Source organism: Citrobacter sp. Cu231, assembly GCF_030332265.1.
Taxonomy (GTDB): Bacteria; Pseudomonadota; Gammaproteobacteria; order Enterobacterales; family Enterobacteriaceae; genus Citrobacter; species Citrobacter meridianamericanus.
On record NZ_JAOWIE010000034.1, the window covers coordinates 135264 to 161663 of the forward strand.

The 26400-nt window shown below is 47.7% G+C and carries 27 protein-coding genes and 3 pseudogenes; 16 read left to right on the forward strand and 14 right to left on the reverse strand.

From position 1 onward, the window contains the following. Positions 1-148: 148 nt before the first annotated feature. The 4 genes and pseudogenes from OGY15_RS11535 to OGY15_RS11550 form a co-directional block, all read left to right on the forward strand. Positions 149-820 carry a hypothetical protein gene (locus OGY15_RS11535; RefSeq protein WP_278238190.1) on the forward strand — a complete coding sequence of 224 codons (672 nt, stop codon included), beginning with the start codon at positions 149-151 and terminating at the stop codon, positions 818-820. 13 nt (positions 821-833) lie between these two features. Further along, entirely contained in the window at positions 834-1274 is a 441-nt protein-coding gene (locus OGY15_RS11540) for a hypothetical protein (RefSeq protein ID WP_048213724.1), read from the forward strand. A gap of 313 nt (positions 1275-1587) precedes the next feature. Continuing rightward, positions 1588-1947 (forward strand): hypothetical protein, encoded by a 360-nt coding sequence (locus OGY15_RS11545; RefSeq protein WP_286539243.1) that lies wholly within the window; start codon positions 1588-1590, stop codon positions 1945-1947. A 322-nt stretch (positions 1948-2269) separates the two neighbouring features. Further along, positions 2270-2446: pseudogene (locus OGY15_RS11550) on the forward strand (DDE-type integrase/transposase/recombinase); the annotation flags it as partial. A 3-nt stretch (positions 2447-2449) separates the two neighbouring features. Here OGY15_RS11550 and OGY15_RS11555 read toward each other — a convergent pair. Both OGY15_RS11555 and OGY15_RS11560 read right to left on the reverse strand, forming a co-directional pair. Beyond that, a pseudogene (locus tag OGY15_RS11555) lies at positions 2450-2869 on the reverse strand (Arm DNA-binding domain-containing protein); the annotation flags it as partial. Between the two features lie 190 nt (positions 2870-3059). Next, the gene (locus OGY15_RS11560) at positions 3060-3923 is read right to left on the reverse strand and encodes a YicC/YloC family endoribonuclease (RefSeq protein ID WP_003024052.1); all 864 of its coding nucleotides are present in this window, start codon (positions 3921-3923) and stop codon (positions 3060-3062) included. Positions 3924-4048: 125 nt separating this feature from the next. Here OGY15_RS11560 and rph point away from each other — a divergent pair, with 125 nt between their 5' ends. Both rph and pyrE read left to right on the forward strand, forming a co-directional pair. Further along, a complete protein-coding gene (gene rph / locus OGY15_RS11565) occupies positions 4049-4765 on the forward strand; it encodes a ribonuclease PH (RefSeq protein ID WP_003024054.1) in 717 nt (238 codons plus the stop codon). 66 nt (positions 4766-4831) lie between these two features. Beyond that, a complete protein-coding gene (gene pyrE, locus OGY15_RS11570; RefSeq protein ID WP_286539245.1) occupies positions 4832-5473 on the forward strand; it encodes an orotate phosphoribosyltransferase in 642 nt (213 codons plus the stop codon). A 39-nt stretch (positions 5474-5512) separates the two neighbouring features. On the opposite strand, the gene slmA is transcribed toward pyrE, so the two are convergent. From slmA to coaBC, 3 genes are all read right to left on the reverse strand, one after another. Next, positions 5513-6109, reverse strand: coding sequence for a nucleoid occlusion factor SlmA (slmA, locus tag OGY15_RS11575; RefSeq protein ID WP_005122608.1), 597 nt, complete (start codon positions 6107-6109; stop codon positions 5513-5515). Positions 6110-6225: 116 nt separating this feature from the next. Beyond that, entirely contained in the window at positions 6226-6684 is a 459-nt protein-coding gene (gene dut, locus OGY15_RS11580) for a dUTP diphosphatase (protein WP_006687626.1), read from the reverse strand. Next, entirely contained in the window at positions 6662-7882 is a 1221-nt protein-coding gene (coaBC, locus tag OGY15_RS11585) for a bifunctional phosphopantothenoylcysteine decarboxylase/phosphopantothenate--cysteine ligase CoaBC (RefSeq protein WP_286539491.1), read from the reverse strand. Before coaBC ends, dut begins: the two co-directional genes overlap by 23 nt. Before the next feature lie 172 nt (positions 7883-8054). Between coaBC and radC the strand changes: the two genes are divergently transcribed. The 4 genes from radC (at position 8055) to mutM (ending at position 10273) form a co-directional block, all read left to right on the forward strand. After that, a complete protein-coding gene (gene radC / locus OGY15_RS11590) occupies positions 8055-8720 on the forward strand; it encodes a RadC family protein (protein ID WP_151217024.1) in 666 nt (221 codons plus the stop codon). Between the two features lie 218 nt (positions 8721-8938). After that, positions 8939-9175: a 50S ribosomal protein L28 gene (gene rpmB / locus OGY15_RS11595; protein ID WP_002436699.1), complete on the forward strand. Its 237-nt coding sequence runs from the start codon at positions 8939-8941 to the stop codon at positions 9173-9175. 22 nt (positions 9176-9197) lie between these two features. Next, complete coding sequence (rpmG, locus tag OGY15_RS11600; RefSeq protein ID WP_003024094.1) at positions 9198-9365, forward strand: 50S ribosomal protein L33; 168 nt, start codon at positions 9198-9200, stop codon at positions 9363-9365. A 98-nt stretch (positions 9366-9463) separates the two neighbouring features. After that, positions 9464-10273 (forward strand): bifunctional DNA-formamidopyrimidine glycosylase/DNA-(apurinic or apyrimidinic site) lyase, encoded by an 810-nt coding sequence (mutM, locus tag OGY15_RS11605; protein WP_151217022.1) that lies wholly within the window; start codon positions 9464-9466, stop codon positions 10271-10273. Between the two features lie 36 nt (positions 10274-10309). Here mutM and coaD read toward each other — a convergent pair whose 3' ends face one another. Together coaD and waaA are read right to left on the reverse strand one after the other, a co-directional pair. Further along, on the reverse strand, positions 10310-10789 hold the full coding sequence (gene coaD, locus OGY15_RS11610) for a pantetheine-phosphate adenylyltransferase (RefSeq protein WP_114681566.1): 480 nt from the start codon (positions 10787-10789) through the stop codon (positions 10310-10312). Between the two features lie 8 nt (positions 10790-10797). Further along, on the reverse strand, positions 10798-12075 hold the full coding sequence (gene waaA / locus OGY15_RS11615; protein WP_187253873.1) for a lipid IV(A) 3-deoxy-D-manno-octulosonic acid transferase: 1278 nt from the start codon (positions 12073-12075) through the stop codon (positions 10798-10800). A 424-nt stretch (positions 12076-12499) separates the two neighbouring features. Here waaA and OGY15_RS11620 point away from each other — a divergent pair, with 424 nt between their 5' ends. The 4 genes from OGY15_RS11620 to OGY15_RS11635 are packed head-to-tail and all read left to right on the forward strand — an operon-like array spanning position 12500 to position 16525. Continuing rightward, entirely contained in the window at positions 12500-13624 is a 1125-nt protein-coding gene (locus OGY15_RS11620; RefSeq protein WP_151217020.1) for a glycosyltransferase family 4 protein, read from the forward strand. Continuing rightward, positions 13617-14414: a lipopolysaccharide core heptose(I) kinase RfaP gene (gene rfaP, locus OGY15_RS11625; RefSeq protein WP_151217019.1), complete on the forward strand. Its 798-nt coding sequence runs from the start codon at positions 13617-13619 to the stop codon at positions 14412-14414. The genes OGY15_RS11620 and rfaP overlap by 8 nt, the downstream gene beginning before the upstream one ends. A gap of 30 nt (positions 14415-14444) precedes the next feature. Further along, positions 14445-15464 carry a glycosyltransferase family 8 protein gene (locus tag OGY15_RS11630; protein ID WP_151217017.1) on the forward strand — a complete coding sequence of 340 codons (1020 nt, stop codon included), beginning with the start codon at positions 14445-14447 and terminating at the stop codon, positions 15462-15464. A gap of 50 nt (positions 15465-15514) precedes the next feature. Continuing rightward, complete coding sequence (locus OGY15_RS11635) at positions 15515-16525, forward strand: glycosyltransferase family 8 protein (protein ID WP_151217015.1); 1011 nt, start codon at positions 15515-15517, stop codon at positions 16523-16525. Between the two features lie 26 nt (positions 16526-16551). On the opposite strand, the gene OGY15_RS11640 is transcribed toward OGY15_RS11635, so the two are convergent. Genes OGY15_RS11640 through rfaD form a run of 7 tightly spaced genes read right to left on the reverse strand, consistent with a single transcriptional unit; the run spans position 16552 to position 23820 of the window. Then, positions 16552-17496 (reverse strand): glycosyltransferase family 8 protein, encoded by a 945-nt coding sequence (locus OGY15_RS11640; protein ID WP_151217014.1) that lies wholly within the window; start codon positions 17494-17496, stop codon positions 16552-16554. Continuing rightward, the gene (rfaQ, locus tag OGY15_RS11645; RefSeq protein ID WP_151217012.1) at positions 17497-18552 is read right to left on the reverse strand and encodes a lipopolysaccharide core heptosyltransferase RfaQ; all 1056 of its coding nucleotides are present in this window, start codon (positions 18550-18552) and stop codon (positions 17497-17499) included. It lies immediately after the preceding gene. A 1-nt stretch (position 18553) separates the two neighbouring features. Further along, a complete protein-coding gene (locus OGY15_RS11650) occupies positions 18554-19567 on the reverse strand; it encodes a glycosyltransferase family 2 protein (protein WP_151217010.1) in 1014 nt (337 codons plus the stop codon). Beyond that, complete coding sequence (locus OGY15_RS11655) at positions 19560-20843, reverse strand: O-antigen ligase family protein (protein WP_279574226.1); 1284 nt, start codon at positions 20841-20843, stop codon at positions 19560-19562. Before OGY15_RS11655 ends, OGY15_RS11650 begins: the two co-directional genes overlap by 8 nt. Before the next feature lie 16 nt (positions 20844-20859). Next, entirely contained in the window at positions 20860-21828 is a 969-nt protein-coding gene (gene rfaC / locus OGY15_RS11660; RefSeq protein ID WP_278238188.1) for a lipopolysaccharide heptosyltransferase RfaC, read from the reverse strand. Between the two features lie 3 nt (positions 21829-21831). Beyond that, positions 21832-22878, reverse strand: coding sequence for an ADP-heptose--LPS heptosyltransferase RfaF (gene rfaF / locus OGY15_RS11665; protein ID WP_286539262.1), 1047 nt, complete (start codon positions 22876-22878; stop codon positions 21832-21834). A 9-nt stretch (positions 22879-22887) separates the two neighbouring features. Next, positions 22888-23820 carry an ADP-glyceromanno-heptose 6-epimerase gene (rfaD, locus tag OGY15_RS11670; protein ID WP_003827312.1) on the reverse strand — a complete coding sequence of 311 codons (933 nt, stop codon included), beginning with the start codon at positions 23818-23820 and terminating at the stop codon, positions 22888-22890. Positions 23821-24035: 215 nt separating this feature from the next. Between rfaD and kbl the strand changes: the two are divergent. Both kbl and tdh read left to right on the forward strand, forming a co-directional pair. Continuing rightward, a pseudogene (kbl, locus tag OGY15_RS11675) lies at positions 24036-25232 on the forward strand (glycine C-acetyltransferase). A 9-nt stretch (positions 25233-25241) separates the two neighbouring features. Beyond that, the gene (gene tdh, locus OGY15_RS11680; protein WP_278238187.1) at positions 25242-26267 is read left to right on the forward strand and encodes an L-threonine 3-dehydrogenase; all 1026 of its coding nucleotides are present in this window, start codon (positions 25242-25244) and stop codon (positions 26265-26267) included. The last annotated feature ends 133 nt before the right edge of the window (positions 26268-26400 follow it).

Below are 26400 nucleotides of genomic sequence, written 5' to 3' on the forward strand. Positions count from 1 at the left end.
TCCAGAAGCCATTAGAGAAGTCATCCTAAGTAAACTCTGATATTCAGCGGCCTCTATTCTGAAAAATGCCCCCCTCAGCTATCGCTTCTATGCGTGTAGACACATATACAGCAAAATCTTCAGCATTTAGTCAGTCGGAGTGATAGACATGAGCGTAAGAGAGGAAATTCAGGATGGCAGAGAGGCTGGACATTTAAGAAGTGGGATAATCTACACCGAAGTTTTGGGGTGGATAGATATGGGACATGCTCGAGGAGATGATGTCAGAAAGTTACTCTCGGATATGCACCAAGGCGAGCATTCAGGAAAGGATTATTACGATGTAAAATACACTCAAAGTATGGGAAGAGGAGGGCTCACAATTGGGAAGTTCATCAGATGGAGAATTAGAAAAGGGCGAAGTTTATTTGAACGATATAGTATAGCACTTTCCATGATGATGGCGCTTGCTCATCGTTTTGAAGGTTTACAGTCAAATTTCCCCTTTTATCTTTACACCGACTGCGGTTTCAGTGGTGAGGATTTAGTATCCGATTTGCTGGGGTTCTACCGCGTAGTCTCATATAGTAACCCATTCCCGCTATTGCAGCCCGTCAGCAAAGAGGAAGCCCTCAGGCGTTGGGATTATTATGGTCCAATCGGCTCTTTTAAAAACACCTCATTCCAACCGATATTATTTCCCGATCCGATGAAATCAGCTTTAGCTCTTCCTGTAAAAGGTGTTTTACCCTCATTCATGAGAACAGTGATACCTTACAGCGACTTTAGTTCTGGTAACGTTAAAATAGTTTCAAGAGATGGAACGGTCGTTAACTGGTAAAAAAGGGAAACATATGAAACAGGCAGTCATAATAGTGCTGATGATAATAGCTATATGCAGCTCTTATTTCTGGCCTAATATTAAAATGAGACTTGCAGGTAACGCACAATATACAGAGTTTGATAAAGCCAAATATGATTATTACACTCCTCAAGTTTTAAAAAAAATGCCGAGAATATCCCAAGTGTATGACTTTAATTATACGAACATTTCTGGTCCTAAGGCTGATGTATGGAGTGTTACGTTCCATGATACCAGGGATACGGGGAGGATTAGTAAATATCTCTCAATGGCGGGCTATGAAAAACAGGTAAAATGTGATGTTGAGGCAGAATGCTGGCGTCTCAGGGGATCCGATGAAGTACTGACAGTCGTGAATATGAACAGCAGTAATGCTGTTCGGATTGATATTCTGAAGAGTATTTATAACGACAAATATATGCCAGATAAATAAGTATTCAATTTTATATAAGTCAGCACTTACTGGCGGTACGGATAGCCTGCATTGAGCAGGCTATCTAGTACGTTACGATAGCATAGGGATGATATTCAAAATTACTCGATATTGAATTTGTTTGTTGAGTGTGCCATTCAATGCCGCACCTTCGCTGGGTTTCGTTTAATGATGTTTTTGATTGTGTACACCCCTGTGTACACGGGTTTTTGTGGTGCTCGGCCTTTTGGTCGGTTTTTGGCCTTGCCACAATCTTGCCGTCTCACGTCTTATTGTATGATAGATCTATCCCACAATAAGGAATTAGCCAGCCATGAGAATGACCAGCCGTAAAAAAGAGATACTCAGCTACTTCGAACCGGATAGCCTAGAATGGGTGACGAGTGAGATTGGTGCGCCGCCGCTTGATGTGTCCGGTGTAGCCTACCTTCTTCACGGCATGGAATCGTTCGACAAGCGTCACCAACTCGAATCTACTCGCCGCACGCTCGAAAGTATGGTCTCTGGAGGGCTGCTGGAGCGATTGACGGTGTATGAAGCACGGGAGATAAGGGCCGGAGGCCAAACTAATGCTACGGTGGTGCGCTACGGCCTGCCGGGGCAATGTTCTGTACTGCGTGATACTGGCGGCCCTGATAACTCCATATCAGGTGAGTGTGTGCGGGTTGGTTGACACATCTAGCTGCTCTCTCAGCATTAAAGAGGCAAAATTCTGCCCTTTGGCAGGGCAACAGAGTAACTGAAAGTCACTCTGTTCTGTTTAAGCACCGCCAGCATCACATTCCAAAATTGACGGTATCAGACAAATCAGACAGTTAACTTCAACCCCATCCGTATAACATTGTTATACAGTGGTATACTGTATAGATATAAAACACTGATACGGTTGCCATCATGAGCAAATCCAATCTTGTAGCGTTCCGCGTCCCGGCTGAATTGGTGGATGCGTTTAATGGGTCTGTAGCAGCATCTGGTGGCGACAAAACAGCGTGGCTATCTGGGCAGGCAAACGTTGGGCTTACCTTGCTGTTGTTCTCGATCTGTTCGCAAGGAAACCGGTGGGTTGGGCAATGTCATTCTCACCGGACAGCAAGCTGACCATCAAAGCGCTGGAAATGGCGTGGGAAGTTCGCGGTAAACCAGCCGGAGTGATGTTCCACAGTGACCAGGGTATGGGGATTAATATCCTTGTCGATCCGGCGGCGTAGTATGTCTGGATGCTTCCAGCGAGGCAGTATTTGGCGTTCAAAGTATTCGGCGGCAAGATCTGAAACGCGCATGGCGTTTTTTTCTGCTTCCATCTTCGCCAGGGCCTTGGCTTTCCGTTCCTGTTTTTCTCCTGCCACGTCATAACCAAGCGCAACGCGGGCGGCTAGTTCTTTGGCGGTCTCTCTGGCTTTAGATAGTGATAGCTCGGCATAGGAGCCAATAACCATAGCTCGTTGCTTACCAGAGAACTTATAGCGGAATCGCCAGCTTGGGGATTGGTCTACCTGTCGGTATCGGAGGTATAGCCCGCCACCATCTGCGCGTCCTTCGAAGCGTTCTCCGGCTTTTATCCACGCACGGATCTGCATGTCTGTCAGTTTTGGCATTTTGCGAATATCCAAACTTTGAATAGAGGGTGTACCCAAAGTGATGTACACAAAACTCATTGGGTACACCTTTGGGTACACCTTAACTATGCGCTTTGTTGCGTCTTTATGATAGCCCATGATAACAAAAAAGCCCGGCTAAATGCGGGCTTTTCTAGTTTTGTGCGTCTTTGTGATAGCTCTTAAGTATTTACTCGATATTCTGAATTTGCTCGCGCATTTGCTCGATCAATACCTTCAGTTCAATTGCGGAGTTAGTCACTTCGGCATTGATAGACTTCGATGCCAGAGTATTCGACTCACGGTTGAATTCCTGCATCATGAAGTCCAGACGACGGCCAACCGCCTCTTTTTTCTTCAGAATGTTGTAGGTTTCTTTGACGTGAGCTTCCAGGCGATCCAGTTCTTCAGCCACGTCGATACGCTGTGCCATCAGCACCAGTTCTTGCTCAAGGCGGTTATTTTCCAGCTGCACCTGAGCATCTTCCAGTTTGGCTACCAGACGCTCGCGCTGCCATTGCAGGATTTCCGGCATATGCGCACGTACCTTCGTTACTTCGGCGCTGACGCCTTCCAGACGCTGCTCAATCAACGCCTTCAGTGCCTGACCTTCGGTTTCACGCGCAACGATAAAGTCATCCAGCGTACCGTCAAGCGCGGCGAGGATTTCGGCGGCAATGGCGTCCAGATCTTGCTCCTGGGCTGCCATTACACCTGGCCAACGCAGGATATCAACCGGGTTAATTTCACCTTCATCACTCTGCATTTTGACCCAGTTAGCAGCGCTAACGAGCTGTTTAGCGAGTTTTTCATTCAGAATCAGCTCGCCTTGTGCACTGGCATCAGGCTCAAAACGCAGCGTACATTCTACTTTACCGCGCGTCAGACGCGTGCGAATACGCTCGCGAACAACGGGTTCAAGACTACGGAACTGCTCCGGCAGGCGAAAATAAGTTTCCAGATAACGCTGGTTTACCGAGCGCATTTCCCAGGTAGCGCTACCCCATTCACCCTTGATTTCACGCCGGGCGTAAGCGGTCATGCTGCGGATCATAGACGTTCCTGTTTTTAAAGATGAGATGGGAGGATTATAGCCATCCACGTCTTGTCAGGATAGGAATAACAGTCGGAAGTCCGTATAATGCGCAGCCACATTCGTTTCAAGCCGGAGATTTTATCATGCGTCCAGCAGGTCGTAGTGCCAATCAGGTGCGTCCCGTCACCCTGACCCGTAATTATACAAAACACGCTGAAGGCTCCGTGCTGGTCGAATTTGGTGATACCAAAGTGCTATGTACCGCTTCTATTGATGAAGGCGTACCGCGTTTTCTGAAAGGTCAGGGCCAGGGTTGGATCACCGCAGAATATGGCATGCTGCCACGCGCTACGCACACCCGTAACGCCCGTGAAGCGGCAAAAGGTAAGCAGGGCGGTCGTACCATGGAAATCCAGCGTCTGATCGCTCGCGCGTTGCGCGCCGCCGTTGATCTGAAGACGCTAGGCGAGTTCACCATTACGCTGGACTGCGATGTTATCCAGGCAGATGGTGGTACGCGCACCGCATCCATTACCGGTGCATGTGTTGCGTTAGCTGATGCGCTGAACAAGCTGGTCGCGAGCGGTAAACTGAAAACTAACCCGATGAAAGGGATGGTCGCGGCGGTTTCCGTGGGTATTGTTAACGGTGAAGCGCTCTGTGACCTCGAGTACGTTGAGGATTCAGCAGCAGAAACCGACATGAACGTGGTGATGACTGAAGATGGCCGTATTATTGAAGTACAGGGCACGGCGGAAGGTGAGCCATTCAGCCATGAAGAACTTCTCACCCTACTGGCGTTGGCCCGAGGGGGAATCGAATCCATTGTAGCGACGCAGAAGGCGGCGTTAGAAAATTGATTTTAAAGGCGACTGATGAGTCGCCTTTTTTTTTGTCTGTAATAAAGTGAGATGAGGAGCGAATCCATGAAACCGTATCAGCGCCAGTTTATTGAGTTTGCGCTTAGCAAGCAGGTACTAAAGTTTGGCGAGTTTACGCTGAAATCCGGGCGTAAAAGCCCCTATTTCTTCAACGCCGGACTGTTTAATACCGGGCGCGACCTGGCTCTGTTAGGCCGTTTTTACGCCGAAGCGCTGGTGGATTCCGGTATTGAGTTCGATTTGCTGTTTGGCCCAGCGTACAAAGGTATTCCGATTGCGACTACAACGGCCGTTGCGCTGGCTGAACACCACGATAAAGATTTGCCGTACTGCTTTAACCGTAAAGAGGCGAAGACCCACGGTGAAGGCGGTAATCTGGTCGGTAGCGCACTAAAGGGGCGCGTGATGCTGGTGGATGACGTGATCACTGCCGGTACTGCGATTCGTGAATCCATGGAGATAATCCAGGCAAATGGTGCGACGTTGGCAGGGGTACTGATTTCTCTCGATCGTCAGGAACGCGGTCGCGGCGAGATTTCAGCGATTCAGGAAGTGGAACGCGATTATGGGTGCAAGGTGATTTCTATCATTACCCTGAAAGATCTGATTGCCTATCTGGAAGAAAAACCTGAAATGGCAGAGCACCTGGCCGCAGTCCGGGCGTATCGCGAAGAGTTTGGGGTGTAAGTCATCGCCCGGTAGCGTTAAGCTTACCGGGCAACTGTGTTACTGCAATTGAGCGGCAACTAACGGCCAGCGGGTGTCGAAATCATCCGTTGGACGATATTTAAATTCGCTACGTACAAACCGAGACAGCATACCTTCGCAGAAAGCCAGTAACTGGCTGGCCAGCAGCGTTTCATCCACGGTGTAGCCTTCACCTTCACGCATTCTTTTTTCTCGCAGAACCTGGCGTAGCTGCGACTCAATTCGCTCAAACAGCTGGTTAATGCGGCCTTGCAGACGGTCTTGCTCGAACATCAACGCGTGTCCGGTCAGAATGCGCGTCAGGCCGGGATTACGTTCACCGAACCCTAAAATCAGCAGGACGATTAGACGCAAGCGCGCGTTAGTATCCTTTTCATCTTTCAGAATCAGATTGATACGGGTAATCAGACTGTCTTCGATAAACTCAATCAGGCTATCGAACATGCGAGTCTTGCTGGGAAAATGGCGATACAATGCCGCTTCGGATACGCCAACTGAGGCTGCCAGCTTTGCTGTGGTGATGCGTTGGCTACCATCGCTGGACTCAAGCATCAGCGCCAGAGACTGAAGTATTTCTTCGCGACGATTCCTTTTCGCAGTTTGCTTTTCTACCATGTTACAAAATACCCCTGAAAATAAGCTCTTGCCAGGCAGGCATCCACACAGCGACCGCAAACGGTTTTTTGCGGTATGTTATTGCGTTATTACGCTGTGGGATACTTTTCTGCGGGTTACTTGCGCCCGGAATGGCCGAAGCCACCTTCGCCACGATCGGTGGCTTCAAACTCTTCCACCAGATTAAATTCAGCCTGTACGACCGGTACAAATACCATCTGCGCGATGCGTTCGCCCGGTTCAATCGTGAAGCTGTCCTGACCACGGTTCCAGATGGATACCATCAGTTGGCCCTGGTAGTCGGAATCAATCAAACCGACCAGATTGCCCAGTACGATACCGTGCTTATGGCCCAACCCGGAGCGCGGGAGCATCACCGCTGCCAGAGAAGGATCGGCAATGTGGATAGCTAACCCGGTTGGCACCAGCGTTGTTGCGCCCGGTGCCAGTTCTACGGCGTCATCAAGACAAGCACGCAGGTCAAGTCCGGCAGAACCAGAAGTGGCGTACGTCGGGAGCGGAAATTGTTGCCCTACGCGCGGGTCCAGAATCTTAACGTCGATTTTTTTCATCATAACGGGTCACGATCTCGTCGAGTAATAATTGGCCCAGGAGTTCTTTACGCTCAAGCGGTAAGACTTTGTCTCCATCCTGCCAAAAAAGGTGTAATGCGTTGCTATCGCTGTTAAACCCTTGAGTTGACAGCGAAACGTCGTTCGCACAGATCACATCAAGGTTTTTGCGGATGCGTTTTTGCCGGGCATATTCTTCCACATTATTTGTTTCGGCGGCAAACCCAACGACAAAAGGTCGGTTAGCATCCAGTGCGGCAACACCGGCGATGATGTCCGGATTTTTGACCATTTTTACTGTTAATTCATCACCCTGCGTCGCCTGCTTTTTGATTTTTTCGTGGGCGACAGTTTCAGCGCGGTAATCAGCGACTGCGGCGCAGCCGATAAAAATATGCTGTTGTTGCACCGCAGATTGCACGGCGGCTTCCATTTCCAGCGCGGTCATTACATCAACGCGCTGGACAAATTGCGGTGTGGTTAACGAAACCGGACCTGATACCAGCGTGACGTTTGCCCCGCGTTTTGCTGCAGCGGCTGCGATAGCAAATCCCATCTTCCCGGAACTGTGGTTGGAAATATACCTTACGGGATCAAGCGGTTCACGCGTCGGACCCGCTGTAATCATGATGTTGAGATGTTGCAGATCTTTGACAGGTGAAAAATGTTCTGCCGCCATATCCACAATCATTAATGGATCCAGCATACGTCCAGGACCGACATCGCCACATGCCTGGCTACCGCTGTCAGGGCCCCAAATGAGCAAACCGCGTGAGGCAAGAACGCCCAGATTGTGCTGGGTAGCGGCAGCGCGGTACATCTGCTGGTTCATGGCCGGCAGCACGGCAACAGGCGCTGGAGTTGCCAGACAAATCGTAGACACCAGATCGTTGGCCATACCGGCGGCAACGCGGGCAATCAGGTCTGCCGTCGCAGGGGCCAGGATAACCAAATCGGCCCATTTCCCCAGCTCAATGTGGCCCATCGCAGCTTCGGCTGCGGGGTCAAGCAGGCTGTCGGAAACGGGATAACCCGAAACTGCCTGTAAGCTCAGAGGAGTAATAAACGCTTTTGCCGCTTCGGTCATCGCCACGCGGACGTCAGCGCCGCGTTCCCGTAAACGACGCACCAGCTCAGGGGTTTTGTACGCAGCAATACCGCCACTGACGCCAAGTACGATTTTTTTACCGGCCAGGCTCATCATGATCTTTCCTGTTGGGTTTCACCAGAAGGCGGATATTTTATCACAATCCGCAATGTGTCGTGCTTTTGCCCGCGATCCAGTTTGCGAGGCGCTACGAAGAAGTGATAACAGCGCGTCGATTCTCCGCTGGCGTTATGCCACTATGCGGATGCGAAATGAGGGGAAAAGCATGGAAAATACAGGACGTATAATGCCTCGGGAAAAGCTGTTGGCGCAGGGCGCTAGCTCGCTGAGCGACGTTGAGCTACTGGCTCTTTTTTTACGCACCGGGATGCTGGGTAAAGATGTGCTTACGCTGGCGAAAGAGATGCTTCAGCATTTTGATTCGCTGTATGGCCTGTTGTCTGCTGATTACATGGATTTCAGCTATGTTCAGGGCATCGGTATCGCGAAGTATGCGCAGCTGAAGGGAATAGCGGAGCTGGCAAGGCGTTACTACAACGTACGGGTGATTGAGGAGCGCGCAATACTTAGCCCGGAAATGGCGCGTGAATTTCTGCAAAGTCAGCTCTCACAAGAGGAACGCGAGATCTTTTTTGTGATCTTTATGGATTCTCAACATCGCGTGATTAAACACAGTAAACTTTTTTCCGGTACGATTAGCCACGTCGAGGTACATCCGCGAGAAATTGTCCGCGAAGCGATAAAAATGAATGCTTCCGCAGTGATCCTTGCGCATAATCACCCTTCAGGGTGTGCAGAGCCGAGCAAAGCAGATAAACTCATCACCGAGCGTGTTGTGAAATGCTGTCAGTTCATGGATATCCGGGTGCTTGATCATCTGGTCATTGGGCGCGGAGAGTGCGTTTCTTTTGCGGAACGGGGTTGGATTTAATGCACTTTACGCGATCCATCGGGATCTTTGTCTGTTCGGGACTTGAGCATAACGCCGGGTCAGCGTATACTACGCCACCTTTGAGAATCTCGGGTTTGGCATTTGGGCCTGGCAATCGAGAGTTCACTTAGAACTATGCGATGACCGGGCTGTAAAGCCTGACGAGGCGCCGATACCCCATACGAAGCTCGAGCTAATTTGATTTTTGGAGAATAGACATGTCCCGAGTCTGCCAAGTTACTGGCAAGCGTCCGGTGACCGGTAACAACCGTTCCCACGCACTGAACGCGACTAAACGCCGTTTCCTGCCGAACCTGCACTCTCACCGTTTCTGGGTTGAGAGCGAGAAGCGTTTTGTCACCCTGCGCGTATCTGCTAAAGGTATGCGTGTAATCGATAAGAAAGGCATCGATACAGTTCTGTCTGAACTGCGTGCCCGTGGCGAAAAGTACTAAGTACTTAAAGAGGAAATAAATCATGGCTAAAGGTATTCGCGAGAAAATCAAGCTGGTTTCTTCTGCTGGTACAGGTCACTTCTACACCACCACGAAGAACAAACGTACTAAGCCGGAAAAACTGGAACTGAAAAAATTCGATCCAGTTGTACGCCAGCACGTACTGTACAAAGAAGCTAAAATCAAATAATTTTAGTTTCGATGTAGCAAAAAACCTCGCCTCGGCGGGGTTTTTTGTTTTCTGGCCGTCCCCATATTAATGAGACCTGATACACCGCCGGAGATACTATGCCTGAATTACCTGAAGTCGAAACCAGTCGTCGCGGGATTGAGCCGCATCTGGTGGGAGCAACGATTATGCACGCGACTGTACGTAACGGTCGTTTGCGTTGGCCGGTATCAGAGGAAATCTATCGTCTGAGTGATAAGCCTGTTCTGAGCGTACAGCGGCGCGCGAAATACCTGCTTCTGGAGCTGCCGGATGGCTGGGTAATCATTCATCTGGGGATGTCGGGTAGTTTGCGTATCCTTCCTGAAGAGCTTCCGGCAGAAAAGCATGACCACGTCGACTTGGTGATGAGTAACGGCAAAGTCCTGCGTTATACCGATCCGCGTCGTTTTGGTGCCTGGCTGTGGACTAAAGAACTGGATGGGCATAATGTCTTCGCCCATCTTGGCCCTGAGCCGCTGAGCGACGATTTCAATGCCGGTTACCTGCAGCAGAAATGTGCGAAGAAGAAAACCGCGATTAAACCCTGGCTGATGGATAACAAGCTGGTGGTGGGGGTGGGAAACATCTATGCCAGCGAGTCGCTGTTTGCGGCGGGTATCCATCCTGACCGTCTGGCGTCATCGCTGTCGCAGGATGAGTGTGAACTGCTGGTGCGCGTTATCAAGGCGGTTTTGCTGCGTTCTATCGAGCAGGGCGGGACGACGCTGAAGGATTTTCTGCAAAGTGACGGTAAGCCGGGCTATTTTGCTCAGGAGCTGCAGGTCTATGGGAGAGAAGGCGAACCCTGTCGCGTATGCGGCGCGCCAGTCATTGCGACAAAACACGCCCAGCGCACAACGTTCTACTGCAGGTGCTGTCAGAAATAACACCCTATCGGCCGGACGCTCATCCGGCCAGACGAATTACTTCAGTTTACTCAATAATGCCTGATGGACGTTTTCCGGCAGAAAATGCGTCACGTCACCCTGGTGGCGGGCGACTTCTTTCACCAGTGACGATGAGATAAATGACCACTCTTTAGACGGCATCAGAAAGACGCTTTCCAGTTGCGGCATGAGATGACGGTTCATATGGGCCAGCTGCATTTCATACTCAAAATCAGCCACCGCACGTAGACCACGGATCAGAATGTTAGCCTGATTATCGCGGGCAAAGTTTGCCATCAGATCGCTGAAGCCCAGAACTTCCACATTGCCGAGATGCGCCGTTGCCTGTTGTGCCAGCTCAACGCGCTCTTCAAGGGTAAACATCGGTTTTTTACTGGGACTTGCGGCAATTGCCAGGATTACGTGATCGAACATGCTGGTCGCACGCGTCACGATATCAAGATGGCCGTTAGTTATGGGATCAAAGGTTCCTGGATAAATCGCCCGTTTTTGCATGACTTGCCTCAATGCGTTTTGGGTGGCAGATAAGGTTCCAGCAGCTGCAGCAGACGCTGAAGCGCGCCCTGATTTTGATACAGAACTTCAACTGCATGACGGCCATAAAAATTACGATAATCTGCATCGGTCAGTAAAGAAGAGACTTCTTTCGCCAGCGTGCTTGCGTCGGTGACGGTGATCAGTCCGCTTGCCTGTTCAAGGCGGGCGCAAATATCTTTAAAATTAAACGTATGTGGCCCCATCAGTACCGGAATGGCATGCGCTGCCGCTTCAAGTGGGTTGTGCCCACCACGTTCGACCAGTGAACCGCCGACAAAAGCAAGATCGGCAATACCGTACAACAACATCAGCTCGCCCATGGTGTCGCCAATCACGACCTGAGTACCTGATGACGGAACTTCGCCCGAAGAGCGTGTCGTATAGCTTAGTCCAGCCTGGCGTACGAGGTTGATGGCATCCGGGAATCGTTCAGGATGTCTGGGTACCAGAATCAGTAATAGATTAGGGAACTGGTTTAATAACGCCTGATGGGCGGCAATGATAATGCTTTCTTCACCGTCGTGGGTGCTTGTTGCGATCCATACCGGGCGGTGAGGCGCCCATTGCCGACGCAATGTAACCGCTTTTGCAGCCAGTTGTGGCGTGACGGAAATATCAAACTTCAGGCTACCAGTAACGGTGACCTGATTGCTTCTGGCGCCAAGCGCAATAAAACGCGCGCCATCTTCTTCATTTTGCGCAGCAATGAGCGTAATGCGACGTAGCAATCTGCCAACAAATTTACCCAATTTCCCGTAGCCAGCAGCCGAGCGAGCTGAAAGCCGGGCGTTGGCGATAACCAGAGGAATATGGCGTTTGTGCAGTGCTGCAATGAGATTTGGCCATAGCTCAGTTTCCATAATTAACACCAGCTTGGGGTCAACTTTATTCAGGAAACGATTGAGTGCGTCAGGTAAATCGTAAGGTAAATAGACGTGCTGAACGTCAGCACCAAACGCAGACTGGACACGCTCTGAGCCAGTTGGCGTCATGGTGGTAACCGTGATTGGCAAGTCAGGGTAACGATGTCGCAGAGCGCGGACCAAAGGGATCGCTGCCAGCGTCTCACCCACAGATACCGAATGAAGCATGATGCCGCCTGGCTTTAGCGGACGGCGGTAAAAGCCGTAGCGTTCACCCCAGCGTTTACGGTAGGCCGGAGCCTTACGTCCGCGCACCCAAAGCCGTATCCAGATCAAAGGCTGAATAAGGTAGAAAAGGGCGGTGTAAAGCAATTCGAGCATAATGGTAGCTGACTTATGAATGTGCTGGGGATTCTATGTATTTAACTATGGCTTTACCATCATTTTTATCCAGGTTGTCTCAAAACGATGGAATTGGTGAAGCATTATTTTAACAGGTGGTTATTTCAAAAATGCATAGGACCGCATTTACATGACTTAACGTCTTGTGCGGCGTGGGTTTTCTGGTGAGCTATTTTAATTTATATCTTTATGTTTTTAATAGATTATTTTGTTTTTTGTTCAAAAAATATTCATTTCGGAATGCGTGGCAATAAATGATATACTACTGCACAATTTCAGGTAGCTAGCGGGCAGGGGCGTTTCGAAAACATGAGAGGTAATCTTTTAATGGTTCAGGCTTGGATTACACGACTCTGATGTTTCCGACTCGGTATGTCTGGCGACGCGATGCGGATATTGATGCATGAATATTGCTTTTTGTTTGTACAAATATTTTCCCTATGGTGGGCTACAGCGTGATTTCTTGCGGGTAGCACTTACGGTTGCTGCGCGTGGTCATCATGTTCAGGTGTTTACCCAGTCATGGCAGGGCGAGCGTCCGGATGAACTGGAAATTATACTTGTCCCCGTCTCATCCAGAACCAATCACGGGAAAAATGAGCAATATTATCAGTGGGTTCAGGATTATTTACGTCAGCATCCCGTCGATCGTGTCGTCGGGTTTAACAAAATGCCTGGCTTGGATGTGTATTACGCAGCCGACGTTTGCTACGCGGAGAAAGTCGCCCGTGAGAAAGGCTTTTTCTACAAGTTGACGCGTCGGTACCGGCATTACTCCGCTTTTGAAAAAGCGGCATTTCAGCAAGGTGCTGGTACCACGCTATTGATGTTAACTGATAAACAAATTGGTGATTTCAAACATCATTACCAAACTGAGAGCCAGCGTTTTCGTATTCTGCCACCAGGAATATACCCTGACAGAAAGTACAGCCAGCAACCTGAAAACAGCAGGCAGATTGTCAGAGAAAAAAACGGTATTGGTCTCGATCAGTTTCTACTCCTGCAGGTAGGTTCTGATTTCAAACGCAAAGGCGTGCCAAGAACATTGCAGGCGTTGGCTTCTTTACCTGAGGCTATACGTCACCGTACGCGATTGATGGTTGTTGGTCAGGATAAGGCCGATCGTTACCGCACTCAGGCTCGTCAATTGGGTATTGAAGAACAAGTGCAGTTCTTCTCGGGGCGGGATGATGTCGCTGAATTGATGTCTGCGGCCGATTTATTGCTTCACCCGGCTGTTCAGGAAGCTGCTGGTATTGTCTTGTTGGAGGCTGTAGTTGCCGGGCTGCCAGTATTAACCACTGAAGTATGCGGCTATGCGGGTTATATTAATGCCGCCCAGTGTGGGGTGGTGATTCCTGAACCTTTTGAACAGGAAAATCTGAATACAGCACTTTTCGATGCGCTGCAAAATAATGAGCAGAGAAGTTATTGGGTCAGGAACGCGCGGCATTTTGCTGATACAGAAGATCTCTACAGCCTGGCAGATAAGGCTGCGGATATCATTTTAGGTCTTGATAATGATTGAGTTAAAAGAACCATTTGCCACGCAATGGCAAGGAAAAGACCCGTTTACGGAAGTCACTAAGTTGGATGGTGAAGTTTTTCGCGCTCTGGAAACACGGCGAACCCTGCGTTTTGAGATGATGGGTAAAGGGTATTTCCTTAAATATCATCATGGAACCACGCTTAAAGAAGTGGTTAAGAACCTTATTTCTTTACGTATGCCTGTACTTGGCGCAGACCGTGAGTGGTTGGCAATTCATCGCTTACAGGAACTGAATGTTGACACAATGACCGGTGTTGCATTTGGGCAGAAAGGACTGAATCCTTTAGAGCGAACCTCATTTATCATCACTGAAGATCTCTCTCCTGCCATAAGCCTTGAAGATTTTTGTGCAAGGTGGAAAGTTGAGCGCCCTGATTTTGTATTAAAACGGACAATTATTACCCGCGTGGCAGAAATGGTGGGTAAAATGCATCGGGGCGGGGTAAATCACCGGGATTGCTATATCTGCCATTTCCTGCTACAGCAGCCGATGCCGGCAGACGTTGCGAACATCAAACTTTCCGTAATTGATTTGCATCGTGCACAAATACGCCAGCATGTACCACGTCGCTGGCGGGATAAGGATCTGATTGGACTCTATTTCTCTTCACTTGAGATCGGGTTGACGCCCAGAGATATCTATCGTTTTTTACGTGTCTATTTTTCGATGCCACTACGTGAAATCTTTCGTCAGGAAGTCAGGTTGTTTGAACAGGCTGTCACAAAAGCGCAAAAAATAAGACAAAGAACAATTAGAAAAGCGCTATAAATAACACATGAAGTTTGAGGCCATTTTATTATGAACATTGATTTCCAGAAGCTAATCATTCAAAAACATGTTATCGACAGCTCCTCGCATGATAAGAGTAAAAAATTAAGTGTTGCGTATGGTGTCGATCGTAATTTTTTGTTTGGTTCCGGCATTTCTATGACCTCAGTATTAGTGAATAATCCTGATATTGATATTCACTTTTATATAGCAACAGACTATATCGATGATGATTATCTGGAGAGCGTAAAACGCCTGACGCAAATGTACAGTACGACAGTCACTGTCCTTGTGTTCGATAACGCGGCATTTCGTGAGTTGCCGAGTACGAAAGCATGGACTTATGCAATGTACTATCGTTATTTCGCATTTGAATATTTAAGTACTGAGTTAAGTTCGGTACTGTATCTTGATGCCGATGTCATTTGCAAAGGTTCTCTACGAGAACTTACCGAGATTAACTTCTGTGGGGAATATGCTGCTGTTATCAATGATGTTGATGAAGTACGTACTAAATCAGGCAACAGGCTCGGTATTCCTGAACTGAGTAATGGATACTTTAACTCCGGAGTGGTGTTTGCGAATCTTGAAGTTTGGCGTGAGCAGCAGTTATTGACAAAGGCATTTTCTATCTTAGATGAACGCCAAAAAGAGCTGCTTTATTTTGACCAGGATGTTCTGAATATATTATTCGTTGGTAATGTGATTTTCCTGAGACGAGATTTTAACTGCATTTATGGTGTAGATCAGGAACTAAAAAATAAAAACGATAAAATTTACCAGAATTATATTACAGATGATACTGTTTTAATACATTATGTCGGTGTCACTAAACCATGGCATACATGGGCAAAATATCCAGTGGCTAAATTTTTCATCGATGCATATAAAAAATCCGCATGGGCGGAAAAATCCTTATTAAATGCAAATACAGCAAAATTGTATAAACGAAAGTCACGGCATGAGAGAGTGCAGCGGAAATATATCCGCTCGATACTTAGTCATGTAATGTATATAAAAAACAAACTACATAGTGCACGGTCTCATTAGTATTTAGATGTGCAGATAATTTTCAGATAGCATATAGAAAGGTGTAGTACATGAATTTTGATTGTCATCAGTCTATTAAAGACACTATTGAGGTTTTTGGGGCTCCAGAGACTCAAACTCCACAGCTCAATATTGCATGGGGGGTTGATCAAAACTTTATGTTTGGGGCGGCAGTTTCGATGTCGTCCGTTTTACTACATAACAAAGATATCAGCATACATTTTCATCTTTTTACTGATTATCTTGGCTCAGATTACCGTAAAAGATTAGAAAAACTAGCAAAGCAGTTTTCTACCAATATCACTGTATATGTGATGGATGCTGAAGGATTAAAGATCCTTCCGTGTGGAAATGCATGGTCACATGCGACCTACTTCAGATTTATCGCATTTGAGTATCTTAGCGAAAATATCGATAATCTTCTCTATATTGACGCTGACGTTGTATGTAAAGGGTCGCTTATTGAGTTAACACAAATCACTCTGGAACATCATGTTGCAGCGGTTATTCAGGATGTTGAAGAGAGTCGGGAGTATGCTGCGCAGCGACTTGATACTCCGGAATTTAACGAACAATACTTCAATGCCGGTGTTATATTTGCAAATTTAAAAGAATGGAAAAAGCAAAAATTCTTTTCTGAAGCATTTTCGATTCTCCTGGATAAGACCAGAAAATTCGCTTTTCTGGATCAGGATGTCTTAAATATAATGTTTTTTGGTAAAACGATTTTTTTACCAAGAATTTATGACGCAATTTACGGAATTAAACAAGAGCTCAAAAGTAAGGATACCTCAAGTTATAAAAAATATATAACAGATGATACTATCCTTATCCATTATATAGGCGTAACTAAACCCTGGAATTCATGGGCAAATTATCCTTCAGCACAGTTTTTTGTTGATGCCTGGAAGGCTTCACCTTGGGCTGATGTTCCATTGTTACCCGCCAGAACACCAAAACAATATAAAAAGAAATCACGCCATGAGAGATTACAAGGGAAGTATTTCACTTCGGTAATTAGCTATATTGGCTATTTGCGGGAAAAAATTAAAAGTAAGTAAAAAAACTCCCTTACGGGAGTTTTTTATTAACGTAATTTAGTCTTAAGGTATTTTATATACCATTTGACAGACGCGCAGTAATTCCCCTTTTTGGCTTCCTGGCGCGAGTAAACCCGATAATCAGTAGGCCTCATACGTGGAGCATAGGAGCGCAATGCAGTATCTCGCCATGGCGTGAAATGATGGTAGAAGAGATAAAGTTGTTGTGAAAGCCCGGTATGTTCTTTATACCAGGGCTTCCTTCCACCAGTGAAGTGGATAATTCTTGGCAGAGTATCTTTTTGGTAAAAGAATATCTCTTTTTGTTGATCGGTAAACCAGTTGAACAAAAAATTCCATCGGTTATCAATAAACTTAACGTTACCGTCCATTGCGATATTCAATGCATCCTGGTCAAAGTAAGGTAAGGATTTACCTTGTTCAAATAACACGGTGTTTGCTTTATTTTCAATATCAAACTTGATCCAATTTTCAATATTAATATACAAAAAACCAGCGTTGAAATAATGACCAGTACTCAAACCCAGGCGTTTGGCATTTTTTGTATCATGAGTATCGAGAGAGTCGTGGCTGACTGCACAAATAACCTTGCTGATATCAATGCTGTTAATGTCATTGAGCTTATCAAAACACAGGGTATCGGCATCTAAGTAGATAAAATGCTCAACTGTATCTTTTAGTAAGCGCGGTACGGCCAGACGCATATAGGTCGAACGGTTCAAGTGTTTGATTGCAAAGTCATTATTATACTTTTCAATCTCTTCTTTATCGATATTGATAACCTGAATTTTATCACTGGTAGAACGCAGTTTATTGATTTCTTCGTCAGTAACGTCATACACAAAGACAAAAAATGACAGGTCCTGTTCCGGGTTGTTCATTATGACAGACATAATGGACACTGCTACATATTCCAGATAATTAGCATCTGTACAGTAAGCAATATTAATAATGTTATTTTTGTTGTCCATTTATGCTTTCTCATTACCTTGAACATTGTCATTATCATGAAGTACCGTATCGATAGCGTCAACCACGGCCTGTTCCGGTATCCATGTCAGATATTTTTTTGACCGGTCAAGTTCATCCCGCGAAGGCATCGGATGGTATTCGCCAGCCCATATCAAAATGGCTTTATCAGACCACGGCTTCCATTGTTGAAAATTGGTGGCACCAAACAGGCAAACTTGCGGTGTCTTTAGCGCTGCTGCCATATGCATCGGTGCAGAATCGACACCAATGTACAAAACAGCATGGTCGATCAACGCAGCCAGTTGCAGGAAGGTCGTTTTACCTGCCAGCGTCAGGTCGGGGGGAGATTGGCACAGTTCAGCAATGCGCTGAACCTGTTGCTGCTCACTTAATGCTGGCCCACAGGTAAGATAAACATGTAAACCACGCTGATGCAGGTGGTCTATAACATGCGCGAACTTCTCATCATCCCAGCATTTAAACTCTTGCCTGGCAGTGGGCTGAATAACGACATATTTCTGCGCAGGCAACGTGGGTAACAGGGATACCAGATGTTGATAATCGTCCTGCCGATAACTCAGTGACATCTCTTTCTTCAATTCTGCTTCGCTAAAACCAATGCCTTTTAGAATCGATAGGTTTTGTTCAACAATATGTGTCCCAATTGAGGGGGTTACTCGCGTAAAAAGTCGGTTCCAGTGATCTTTCTCGCGCTGGAAGGCAATTGAAGGACGGCGTAAAGAGGCGATAAGTGCACCAATTGGCCATTGCTCGGTAAGGTTAACAATCAGGTCATAGTGATTTTTCTTCAGTTGCTGACGTACTGAGAGATAATTTTTTGCTGTTGCCAGCAGGCCCTGTTTTTTCTCAATGAGATAAAATGCATTGATGTCTTTGTGGGCTGCTAAGATTGCTTTGGTATCTTTATAAAGGAGCAGATCGATCTTGGCATGTGGATAACGAGCCCGAATGCTGGCAATGACCGGCGTTGTTAACAGAACATCTCCATAAAATTTGAGCTTGCAAATAAGAACTCGGTCAATTTTTTCAAACATGTTAAAATCCCTTTCGAAAAAATAAGTTCTTAAAACCAGATATTGTTTTATATCTTATTTCAGAAATAGAACGATCAATATGGGGGTATTTCATTTTAAGAATTATTTTTTTCTTAACGATTTTTGTGTCACAGCATGCTAGTGCATTCTGAATGTCATTCAGCATGCTTTCGCTGTAGCGATAATAACCTTTTTTCTTGCGTAACAGTTTCCGTCCTTCCAGAAAACAGTTGATGATCATAAGTGTGGCAACAGTACGCTTTGCGCTATTACTATTTATATAGTTATACATTTTACGCATAGCGAAAAAGATACTATCCGCATCACTATCAATAATATTCTCGGTAATACTCTTCTCATTTCTCCGGTAAAAATACAGTTTATTGTCAATCTTTAATATTTTATGGCATTTAAAGTATTGGAAAGGGCAGAAAATCATGTCTTCATACCGACGATGTTCTTCGAATTGATCGTTGCCAATAACGTCACGATGGAAGATTTTTGTCATGAGATGCCATTGTCCTGCCCGGAATATTGGCATCAGAGGAGTATAATTATCATCCGATAATATAATTTCGTGCTGGTTAATTCCGTTTTCTATACCAGATGAGTTCTGATACAGATTTTTTATATCCCGGGTTAAATTAAATTCGAGAATGTCGTATTTTTCTTCTCTTAATTTAGGAAGAAGAATAGTGAAATAATCTGTGCAGACAATATCGTCACTGTCAACAAAGCCAATATATTTCCCTGTCGCATGGGCAAGGCCAACGTTACGGGTGATAGCAACACCTTGATTTTTTTGGCTTATATACTTGACGTTGTGACATTTTTGCTCGCGATAAAATGCCTTGATACGCTCTTCAGTTAAATCTGTTGAGCCATCGTTAACAATAATTAGCTCAACATCATCAGTAATACTCTGATGGATCGACGCCAACGTCGCTGTGATGAGTTCAGCATTGTTGTATGTAGGTATTATAATGCTCAGTAAATAACCTGAAGCGCTAATCATAGCATGATTCTCTCGTTGGATTCGAGCTCAGCACTGCTGCTATACATAAAGCCAGTACGCTGCTCAGAGCTTCACCTTTGGCATATAATAATAAATCACTCAAGCCATAGATAGCGATTGCGCCTGAGATAACGAACAACAAGGGACTACGTTGCCAGTAAGCTGTTAAAAACATGGCGATATAGAGCAAGAGTAGCACAACAACCCCAGGGATGCCCTTTAGCGAAAAGGTGTCAATGATTTCGTTATGCAGATGGACGTTAATGAACTCAAGAGCTCCTTGTAGGGAAGTATCTTGCACCGCAAGTCGTTGAATTTCTGCGCCGCGTTGTTCAAGTGATTGTCCCCAGTCATGACCTTTCCCGGATTCAATACCTGCCCGTTGCATCGCAAGTCTCGCGCCAATAGAGGTGTTGCTATTGTTTTGATTATAAGAGTGCAGATCGACCAGGAAGTTCTGATAGCGACTTTCAATGACTGGTTTTAACGGAATTGCCGCCAGCCCGACCAGCACCACAAAGGCCAGTAATGCTTTTAATAACATAGTGCGGTTATGGCGGTAGTGCATGAAAAATAATCCGATACTCAGGATCGGATACACTAATATCGCTGCTCGGGTCTGCGTTGTGATGATCACCGCCAGCGATATCAAAAAATGTAACAGATAGAATAAAACGGTGCGTTTCAGACGTAGATTAATAATGGCTTGTGACGCCAGTAACGCAATTAACGTAAGCGCATAGGCTGTGCCGGTTTGATGCTCAAAACCCAGTGCAACACGGTAATTTAAAGGTTCAGCTGCTCCAGCAAGTTGGTAGCCCGCGAAAAGATACAAACCGATTGCTGTGAGGAGCGTCCAGATACTGGTAATGCGAGTTTTATCGGCACACGGCTCTCGCGATGTCAGAGCTGTCATAACCAGTGCGGTGAAAATCATCACTTTTCCACCGTTCTGGTATGAACGATAGGCGCCGGTAAAGGCTGAGCCTGGTTGTTTAAATACTTCTACCCAAATAATCTGGAGCAAACCGAAGAGCAGCAACATAAAAGGCAAAACCAGGTTTTGTTTGCTACTGCACACATACTTTATATTTTTTCCTATAATCGGCAGAGACAGAGCCGTGGAGAAAATAAATACCTTCAATGCTTCATCTGGATTGACCAGTAGCATCGCAAGAGTTACCAGGATCCCAGCATAAAATAAGACGTATATAAAATCGAAAGGATTATTTTTGATACTACAAGCAAAACGAGAAAGCGTATGTTGGCGAAGCATAGATCGTCTCTTAAAGTTAAAGCAAATTATTATCAATTAGCGATACGTTGACTAAGCTTGCGTCCAGATCCTGCAATTTTCCGGAATGGCTCTGCTGTGTGTATTGATTCTTTCCATACCCACCAATCAATCCTGGGTCTGTTGGGCCGTACAACGTGATATTGGGGCGATCCAGCGCGGCGGTTAAATGGCTGAGACCTGTATCAACCGACACCACAAATTTTGCCCCTGCCAATACGCGAGCGACCTCTTCCAGAGTCATCCGTGGAAGAACATCAACATAAGAAAAACCATCCGCCAGCCTAAGGGCCCGTGCTTCTTCATGGGGGGAGCCCCAGGGCAGTTTAATACGTATGCCTGCGTTATTTAACAGGCCAATTAGCTCCCGCCAGTTGGCTTCCGGCCAGTGCTTATCATCGCGCGTTGTGGCATGCAGAAATACGGCATATTTGCCTGTATCAGCATTGCATCCATTTACAAAATGCTGAGCGATAGCGTAATCACCTTGCGACTGCGGTTTGGCATATCCCAGACTTTTGGCGAACAATTCACGCGTACGTTCTACCGCGTGCTGCTGTTTGGCAATGTGATGTTTGCGATTATAAAACAGGCTAGCCAACGGCTCGCGGGCCGTACTCCAGTCCATACCATGCTTGACGCCCCGCGCCAGACGCGTCACCAACGCAGCGCTTTTAACCAGACCCTGCGCATCAATTATCGCGTCATACTGCTGCAAACGTACCGCGTCGCGAAATGCTTCACGCTCGGCTTTAATCGGCGCTGAAAACCAGGCTTTACGCCAGCGGCGAATCGCGACGGGGATGACCCGGTCAACGGCTGCATGCCAGGAAGGGATCTGGGCGAATCCTTCCTCGACCACCCAATCAAATTGAATATTCGCAATGGCCTGTTGCGCATCGGTTAATGCGGGCAACGTATGCAGTACATCGCCCATAGAAGACGTTTTAACGATCAGAACCCGCATCCGTCAGGCTTCCTCTTGTAACAACAGGTCATTGAGTTCTTCCAGTACGCGCTGGGGAGTGATGTCAATCAGACTTTGGTGATAGCCTTCTGCCGCATCGCCCTTGCGCACTTTGTGATAGCCCGTAATCAGACGAATAACCCGTGCTTTGTGCGACAACGGCGGAGTAAAGTCCGGACTACTTGGGCCATACAACGCTACCAGAGGTCGATTCAACGCTGCGGCAACGTGCATTAATCCAGAGTCGTTGGTGACGACCGCTTTGCAGGCGGCGAGCAGAATGACGGCCTGCTCAAGCTGCGTTTCGCCCGCCAGATTACGGCACCAGGCCTGCTGCTCAACGCTTAGCGTTGCCAGGATTTCATTTCCGGCTTCATGGTCTTTTGCTGAGCCAAACAGCACAATCTGATGACCTTCGTCGATCAGTTGCTTAGCCAGTTCTGCGTAATGGTAGTGTGGCCAGCGTTTCGCCGGACCAAATTCCGCACCTGGGCAAAAACCGATGATGGGGCGTTCGGCAGAAAGGGAGAACTGACTACAAGTCAGAGGCTTTTCACCTTCGCTGACCTGCAACTGTGGCCATAGCAGAGGCTGCGGCAAATCTTTAGCCGACAGCATCACGCCTTTATCGTAGGCCAGGGCTACATAGCGTTCGACCATCAGCGGCCATGCGTCTTTATCCAGCACGCGCGCATCGTTGAGCAGGCCGTAGCGCATTTCGCCACGCCAACCGGTGCGATGCGGGATGCCTGCAAAAAAAGGCACCAGCGCGGATTTAAACGAGTTAGGCAGCACATAAGCGCGGTCATAGCGTTTCTCACGCAGGCTGTGACCGAGTTTGCGGCGTTCGCCAATCTCCAGCGCGCCGTGTCCCAGCGGCATGGCGATGGCTTCGTTGACTTCAGGCATACGCGACAGCAGCGGACGGCACCATGCCGGTGCCATCACGTCGATTATCGCCTGGGGATAGCGCGCCTTAAGCGTGCGATAGAGACTTTGCGACATCATCATGTCGCCCACCCATGACGGGCCGATCACCAGTATTTTCATGCTAACTTCTTACGCGTCGCGGTTCAGCCAGGCCATATATTCCGTTACGCCTTCGGCAACGGTCTTAAACGGCTTGTCATAGCCCGCTGCGCGCAGGTTAGTCAGGTCTGCCTGGGTAAACGCCTGGTAGCGGCCTTTCAGTTTTTCCGGGAATGGAATGTACTCAATGCTGCCTTTTTTGTGGTACGCAAGCGTAGCATCAGCAACGGCCTGGAAAGATTCCGCACGACCGGTACCGAGGTTAAAGATGCCGGAAACCCCGTTTTCCAGGAACCACAGGTTCACTGCAGCCACATCGCCAACGTAAACGAAATCACGTTTGAAGTTTTCGCTGCCTTCGAACAGTTTTGGCGTTTCGCCATTGTTGAGCTGGGTATTCAGGTGGAAAGCGACGCTCGCCATGCTGCCTTTATGGCCTTCACGCGGTCCGTAGACGTTGAAATAGCGGAAGCCAACAATCTGAGAATTGGCTTCCGGCAGGATCTGACGAACGTACTCGTCGAACAGGAATTTTGAGTAGCCGTAAACGTTCAGTGGTTTCTCGTATTCACGGGATTCGATGAAATCAGAAGTGCGACCGCCGTAGGTGGCGGCGGAGGATGCGTACAGGAACGGGATTTCACGCTCCAGGCAGTAGTGCAGCAGCTCTTTAGAGTATTGATAGTTGTTATCCATCATATACTTGCCGTCCCACTCGGTGGTGGAAGAGCATGCGCCTTCGTGGAAAATCGCTTCGATATCGCCGAAATCTTCCCCGGCCATAATCTGGATCAGGAAGTCTTCCTTGTCCATGTAGTCAGCAATATTCAGATCCACCAGGTTAACAAACTTGGTGCCGTCTTTCAGGTTGTCCACCACCAGAATGTCGGTGATGCCTTTATCATTCAGGGACTTAACGATGTTGCTGCCGATAAAGCCCGCGCCGCCGGTAACGATGATCATAAATGTAACCTTCGAATTATGGAGTCAGAGACAATCTCAGACACGAATACTTTCTATCATATCACTACATGGCCCAGGCTTCAGCCATTCACCGATAAGCCGTGCGGGTACACGTGATTTATGCTTCATTTTGAAGAAGTGGTGATGCGTCATCTCGTATCAACGTATAGCTTTGGGTAATATGTGCTGAAATTTGCCCAGTCTGGAGAATTGAAATGCGTGGGGATTTTTACAAACAGTTAACGAACGATCTCGACACCGCACGTGCGGAAGGATTGTTTAAAGAAGAGCGCATTATTACATCTGCCCAGCAGGCGGATATCACCGTGGCGGACGGAAGCCACGTTATTAACTTTTGTGCAAACAACTATCTGGGGCTGGCTAACCACCCGGAGCTGATTGCGGCGGCAAAAGTGGGTATGGATTCTCACGGATTTGGCATGGCTTCGGTACGCTTTATTTGCGGTACCCAGGACAGCCATAAGCAACTGGAGCAAAAACTGGCGGCATTCCTCGGTATGGAAGATGCCATCCTTTACTCTTCCTGTTTTGATGCCAACGGCGGCCTGTTTGAAACGCTGTTGGGTGCGGAAGATGCCATTATCTCTGATGCCCTGAACCATGCTTCTATCATTGACGGCGTTCGTTTGTGTAAAGCAAAGCGTTTCCGTTACGCCAACAACGATATGGTCGAGCTGGAAGCGCGCCTGAAAGAAGCGCGTGAAGCGGGTGCTCGTCATATCCTGATCGCCACCGATGGCGTGTTCTCTATGGACGGCGTGATTGCTAACCTGAAAGGCGTTTGTGACCTGGCAGATAAATACGACGCGCTGGTCATGGTTGATGACTCTCATGCCGTCGGTTTTGTCGGTGAGAATGGTCGTGGCTCCCATGAATATTGTGACGTAATGGGCCGTGTGGACATCATCACCGGGACACTGGGTAAAGCACTCGGTGGCGCATCCGGAGGTTACACTGCAGCGCGCAAAGAAGTGGTTGAGTGGTTGCGTCAGCGTTCTCGTCCGTATCTGTTTTCCAACTCACTGGCTCCGGCGATTGTTGCTGCGTCCATTAAGGTACTGGAGATGGTGGAATCCGGAGCTGAACTGCGTGACCGACTGTGAGCGAACGCACGTCAGTTCCGTGAGCAAATGTCCGCCGCTGGCTTTACGCTGGCCGGTGCCGATCACGCGATTATCCCGGTGATGTTGGGTGATGCGGTGATCGCGCAGGACTTTGCTCGTGAACTGCAAAAAGAGGGGATTTACGTTACCGGGTTCTTCTATCCGGTGGTTCCGAAAGGTCAGGCGCGTATCCGTACCCAGATGTCTGCGGCGCATACCCCTGAGCAGATTACGCGTGCTGTTGAGGCGTTCACACGCATTGGTAAACAACTGGGCGTTATTGCCTGAGGATGTGAAATGAAAGCGTTATCCAAACTGAAAGCGGAAGAGGGCATTTGGATGACCGACGTTCCTGAACCGGAAGTCGGCCATAACGATTTGCTGATTAAAATCCGTAAAACAGCCATCTGCGGGACTGACGTTCACATTTATAACTGGGATGAATGGTCGCAAAAAACCATCCCGGTACCTATGGTCGTTGGGCATGAATATGTCGGCGAAGTTGTTGGCATCGGTCAGGAAGTTAAAGGCTTTAAAATCGGCGATCGTGTTTCCGGTGAGGGTCATATCACCTGCGGACATTGCCGTAACTGCCGCGGTGGGCGGACTCACCTGTGCCGCAATACCACCGGCGTCGGCGTAAACCGTCCTGGCTGCTTTGCGGAATACCTGGTGATCCCGGCGTTTAACGCGTTTAAAATCCCGGACAACATCTCCGACGACCTGGCGTCTATTTTCGATCCGTTCGGTAATGCGGTACACACGGCGCTGTCATTCGATCTGGTTGGGGAAGATGTGCTGGTTTCCGGCGCGGGTCCAATCGGTATTATGGCTGCGGCGGTTGCGAAGCACGTTGGCGCGCGTCACGTGGTGATTACCGATGTTAATGAGTATCGCCTTGAGCTGGCGCGTAAAATGGGCATCACTCGTGCGGTCAACGTATCGAAAGAGAATCTGACCGACGTGATGGCTGAACTGGGTATGACTGAAGGATTTGATGTGGGCCTGGAGATGTCCGGTGCGCCGCCCGCGTTTCGCTCCATGCTGGACACTATGAACCACGGTGGCCGCATTGCTATGCTGGGCATTCCACCATCCGACATGTCTATTGACTGGACAAAGGTTATCTTTAAAGGTTTGTTTATTAAGGGTATCTACGGTCGCGAGATGTTTGAAACCTGGTACAAAATGGCTGCATTGATCCAGTCTGGTCTGGATTTGTCGCCGATCATCACCCATCGATTCTCCATCGATGAATTCCAACAGGGCTTTGACGCTATGCGTTCAGGCCAGTCAGGGAAAGTGATCCTGAGCTGGGATTAACCCTATCCAGTCAGTGGATTCTGAGTGTTGTCCCCGGATGTTGATTATCATTAACATCCGGGGCTTTTTTTGCTTGCATGAGCCTTCCCGCCCGGCGCATTTTTCGCTAAAGAATTAATATTTTTTTCTGAAA

Bases quoted from the DNA above. Each gene is read 5' to 3' on its own strand.
- OGY15_RS11535 (WP_278238190.1), top strand. From the start codon at position 149: ATGAGCGTAAGAGAGGAAATTCAGGATGGCAGAGAGGCTGGACATTTA.
- OGY15_RS11540 (WP_048213724.1), top strand. From the start codon at position 834: ATGAAACAGGCAGTCATAATAGTGCTGATGATAATAGCTATATGCAGC.
- OGY15_RS11545 (WP_286539243.1), top strand. From the start codon at position 1,588: ATGAGAATGACCAGCCGTAAAAAAGAGATACTCAGCTACTTCGAACCG.
- OGY15_RS11560 (WP_003024052.1), bottom strand. From the start codon at position 3,923: ATGATCCGCAGCATGACCGCTTACGCCCGGCGTGAAATCAAGGGTGAA.
- rph (WP_003024054.1), top strand. From the start codon at position 4,049: ATGCGTCCAGCAGGTCGTAGTGCCAATCAGGTGCGTCCCGTCACCCTG.
- pyrE (WP_286539245.1), top strand. From the start codon at position 4,832: ATGAAACCGTATCAGCGCCAGTTTATTGAGTTTGCGCTTAGCAAGCAG.
- slmA (WP_005122608.1), bottom strand. From the start codon at position 6,109: ATGGTAGAAAAGCAAACTGCGAAAAGGAATCGTCGCGAAGAAATACTT.
- dut (WP_006687626.1), bottom strand. From the start codon at position 6,684: ATGATGAAAAAAATCGACGTTAAGATTCTGGACCCGCGCGTAGGGCAA.
- coaBC (WP_286539491.1), bottom strand. From the start codon at position 7,882: ATGAGCCTGGCCGGTAAAAAAATCGTACTTGGCGTCAGTGGCGGTATT.
- radC (WP_151217024.1), top strand. From the start codon at position 8,055: ATGGAAAATACAGGACGTATAATGCCTCGGGAAAAGCTGTTGGCGCAG.
- rpmB (WP_002436699.1), top strand. From the start codon at position 8,939: ATGTCCCGAGTCTGCCAAGTTACTGGCAAGCGTCCGGTGACCGGTAAC.
- rpmG (WP_003024094.1), top strand. From the start codon at position 9,198: ATGGCTAAAGGTATTCGCGAGAAAATCAAGCTGGTTTCTTCTGCTGGT.
- mutM (WP_151217022.1), top strand. From the start codon at position 9,464: ATGCCTGAATTACCTGAAGTCGAAACCAGTCGTCGCGGGATTGAGCCG.
- coaD (WP_114681566.1), bottom strand. From the start codon at position 10,789: ATGCAAAAACGGGCGATTTATCCAGGAACCTTTGATCCCATAACTAAC.
- waaA (WP_187253873.1), bottom strand. From the start codon at position 12,075: ATGCTCGAATTGCTTTACACCGCCCTTTTCTACCTTATTCAGCCTTTG.
- OGY15_RS11620 (WP_151217020.1), top strand. From the start codon at position 12,500: ATGAATATTGCTTTTTGTTTGTACAAATATTTTCCCTATGGTGGGCTA.
- rfaP (WP_151217019.1), top strand. From the start codon at position 13,617: ATGATTGAGTTAAAAGAACCATTTGCCACGCAATGGCAAGGAAAAGAC.
- OGY15_RS11630 (WP_151217017.1), top strand. From the start codon at position 14,445: ATGAACATTGATTTCCAGAAGCTAATCATTCAAAAACATGTTATCGAC.
- OGY15_RS11635 (WP_151217015.1), top strand. From the start codon at position 15,515: ATGAATTTTGATTGTCATCAGTCTATTAAAGACACTATTGAGGTTTTT.
- OGY15_RS11640 (WP_151217014.1), bottom strand. From the start codon at position 17,496: ATGGACAACAAAAATAACATTATTAATATTGCTTACTGTACAGATGCT.
- rfaQ (WP_151217012.1), bottom strand. From the start codon at position 18,552: ATGTTTGAAAAAATTGACCGAGTTCTTATTTGCAAGCTCAAATTTTAT.
- OGY15_RS11650 (WP_151217010.1), bottom strand. From the start codon at position 19,567: ATGATTAGCGCTTCAGGTTATTTACTGAGCATTATAATACCTACATAC.
- OGY15_RS11655 (WP_279574226.1), bottom strand. From the start codon at position 20,843: ATGCTTCGCCAACATACGCTTTCTCGTTTTGCTTGTAGTATCAAAAAT.
- rfaC (WP_278238188.1), bottom strand. From the start codon at position 21,828: ATGCGGGTTCTGATCGTTAAAACGTCTTCTATGGGCGATGTACTGCAT.
- rfaF (WP_286539262.1), bottom strand. From the start codon at position 22,878: ATGAAAATACTGGTGATCGGCCCGTCATGGGTGGGCGACATGATGATG.
- rfaD (WP_003827312.1), bottom strand. From the start codon at position 23,820: ATGATCATCGTTACCGGCGGCGCGGGCTTTATCGGCAGCAACATCGTT.
- tdh (WP_278238187.1), top strand. From the start codon at position 25,242: ATGAAAGCGTTATCCAAACTGAAAGCGGAAGAGGGCATTTGGATGACC.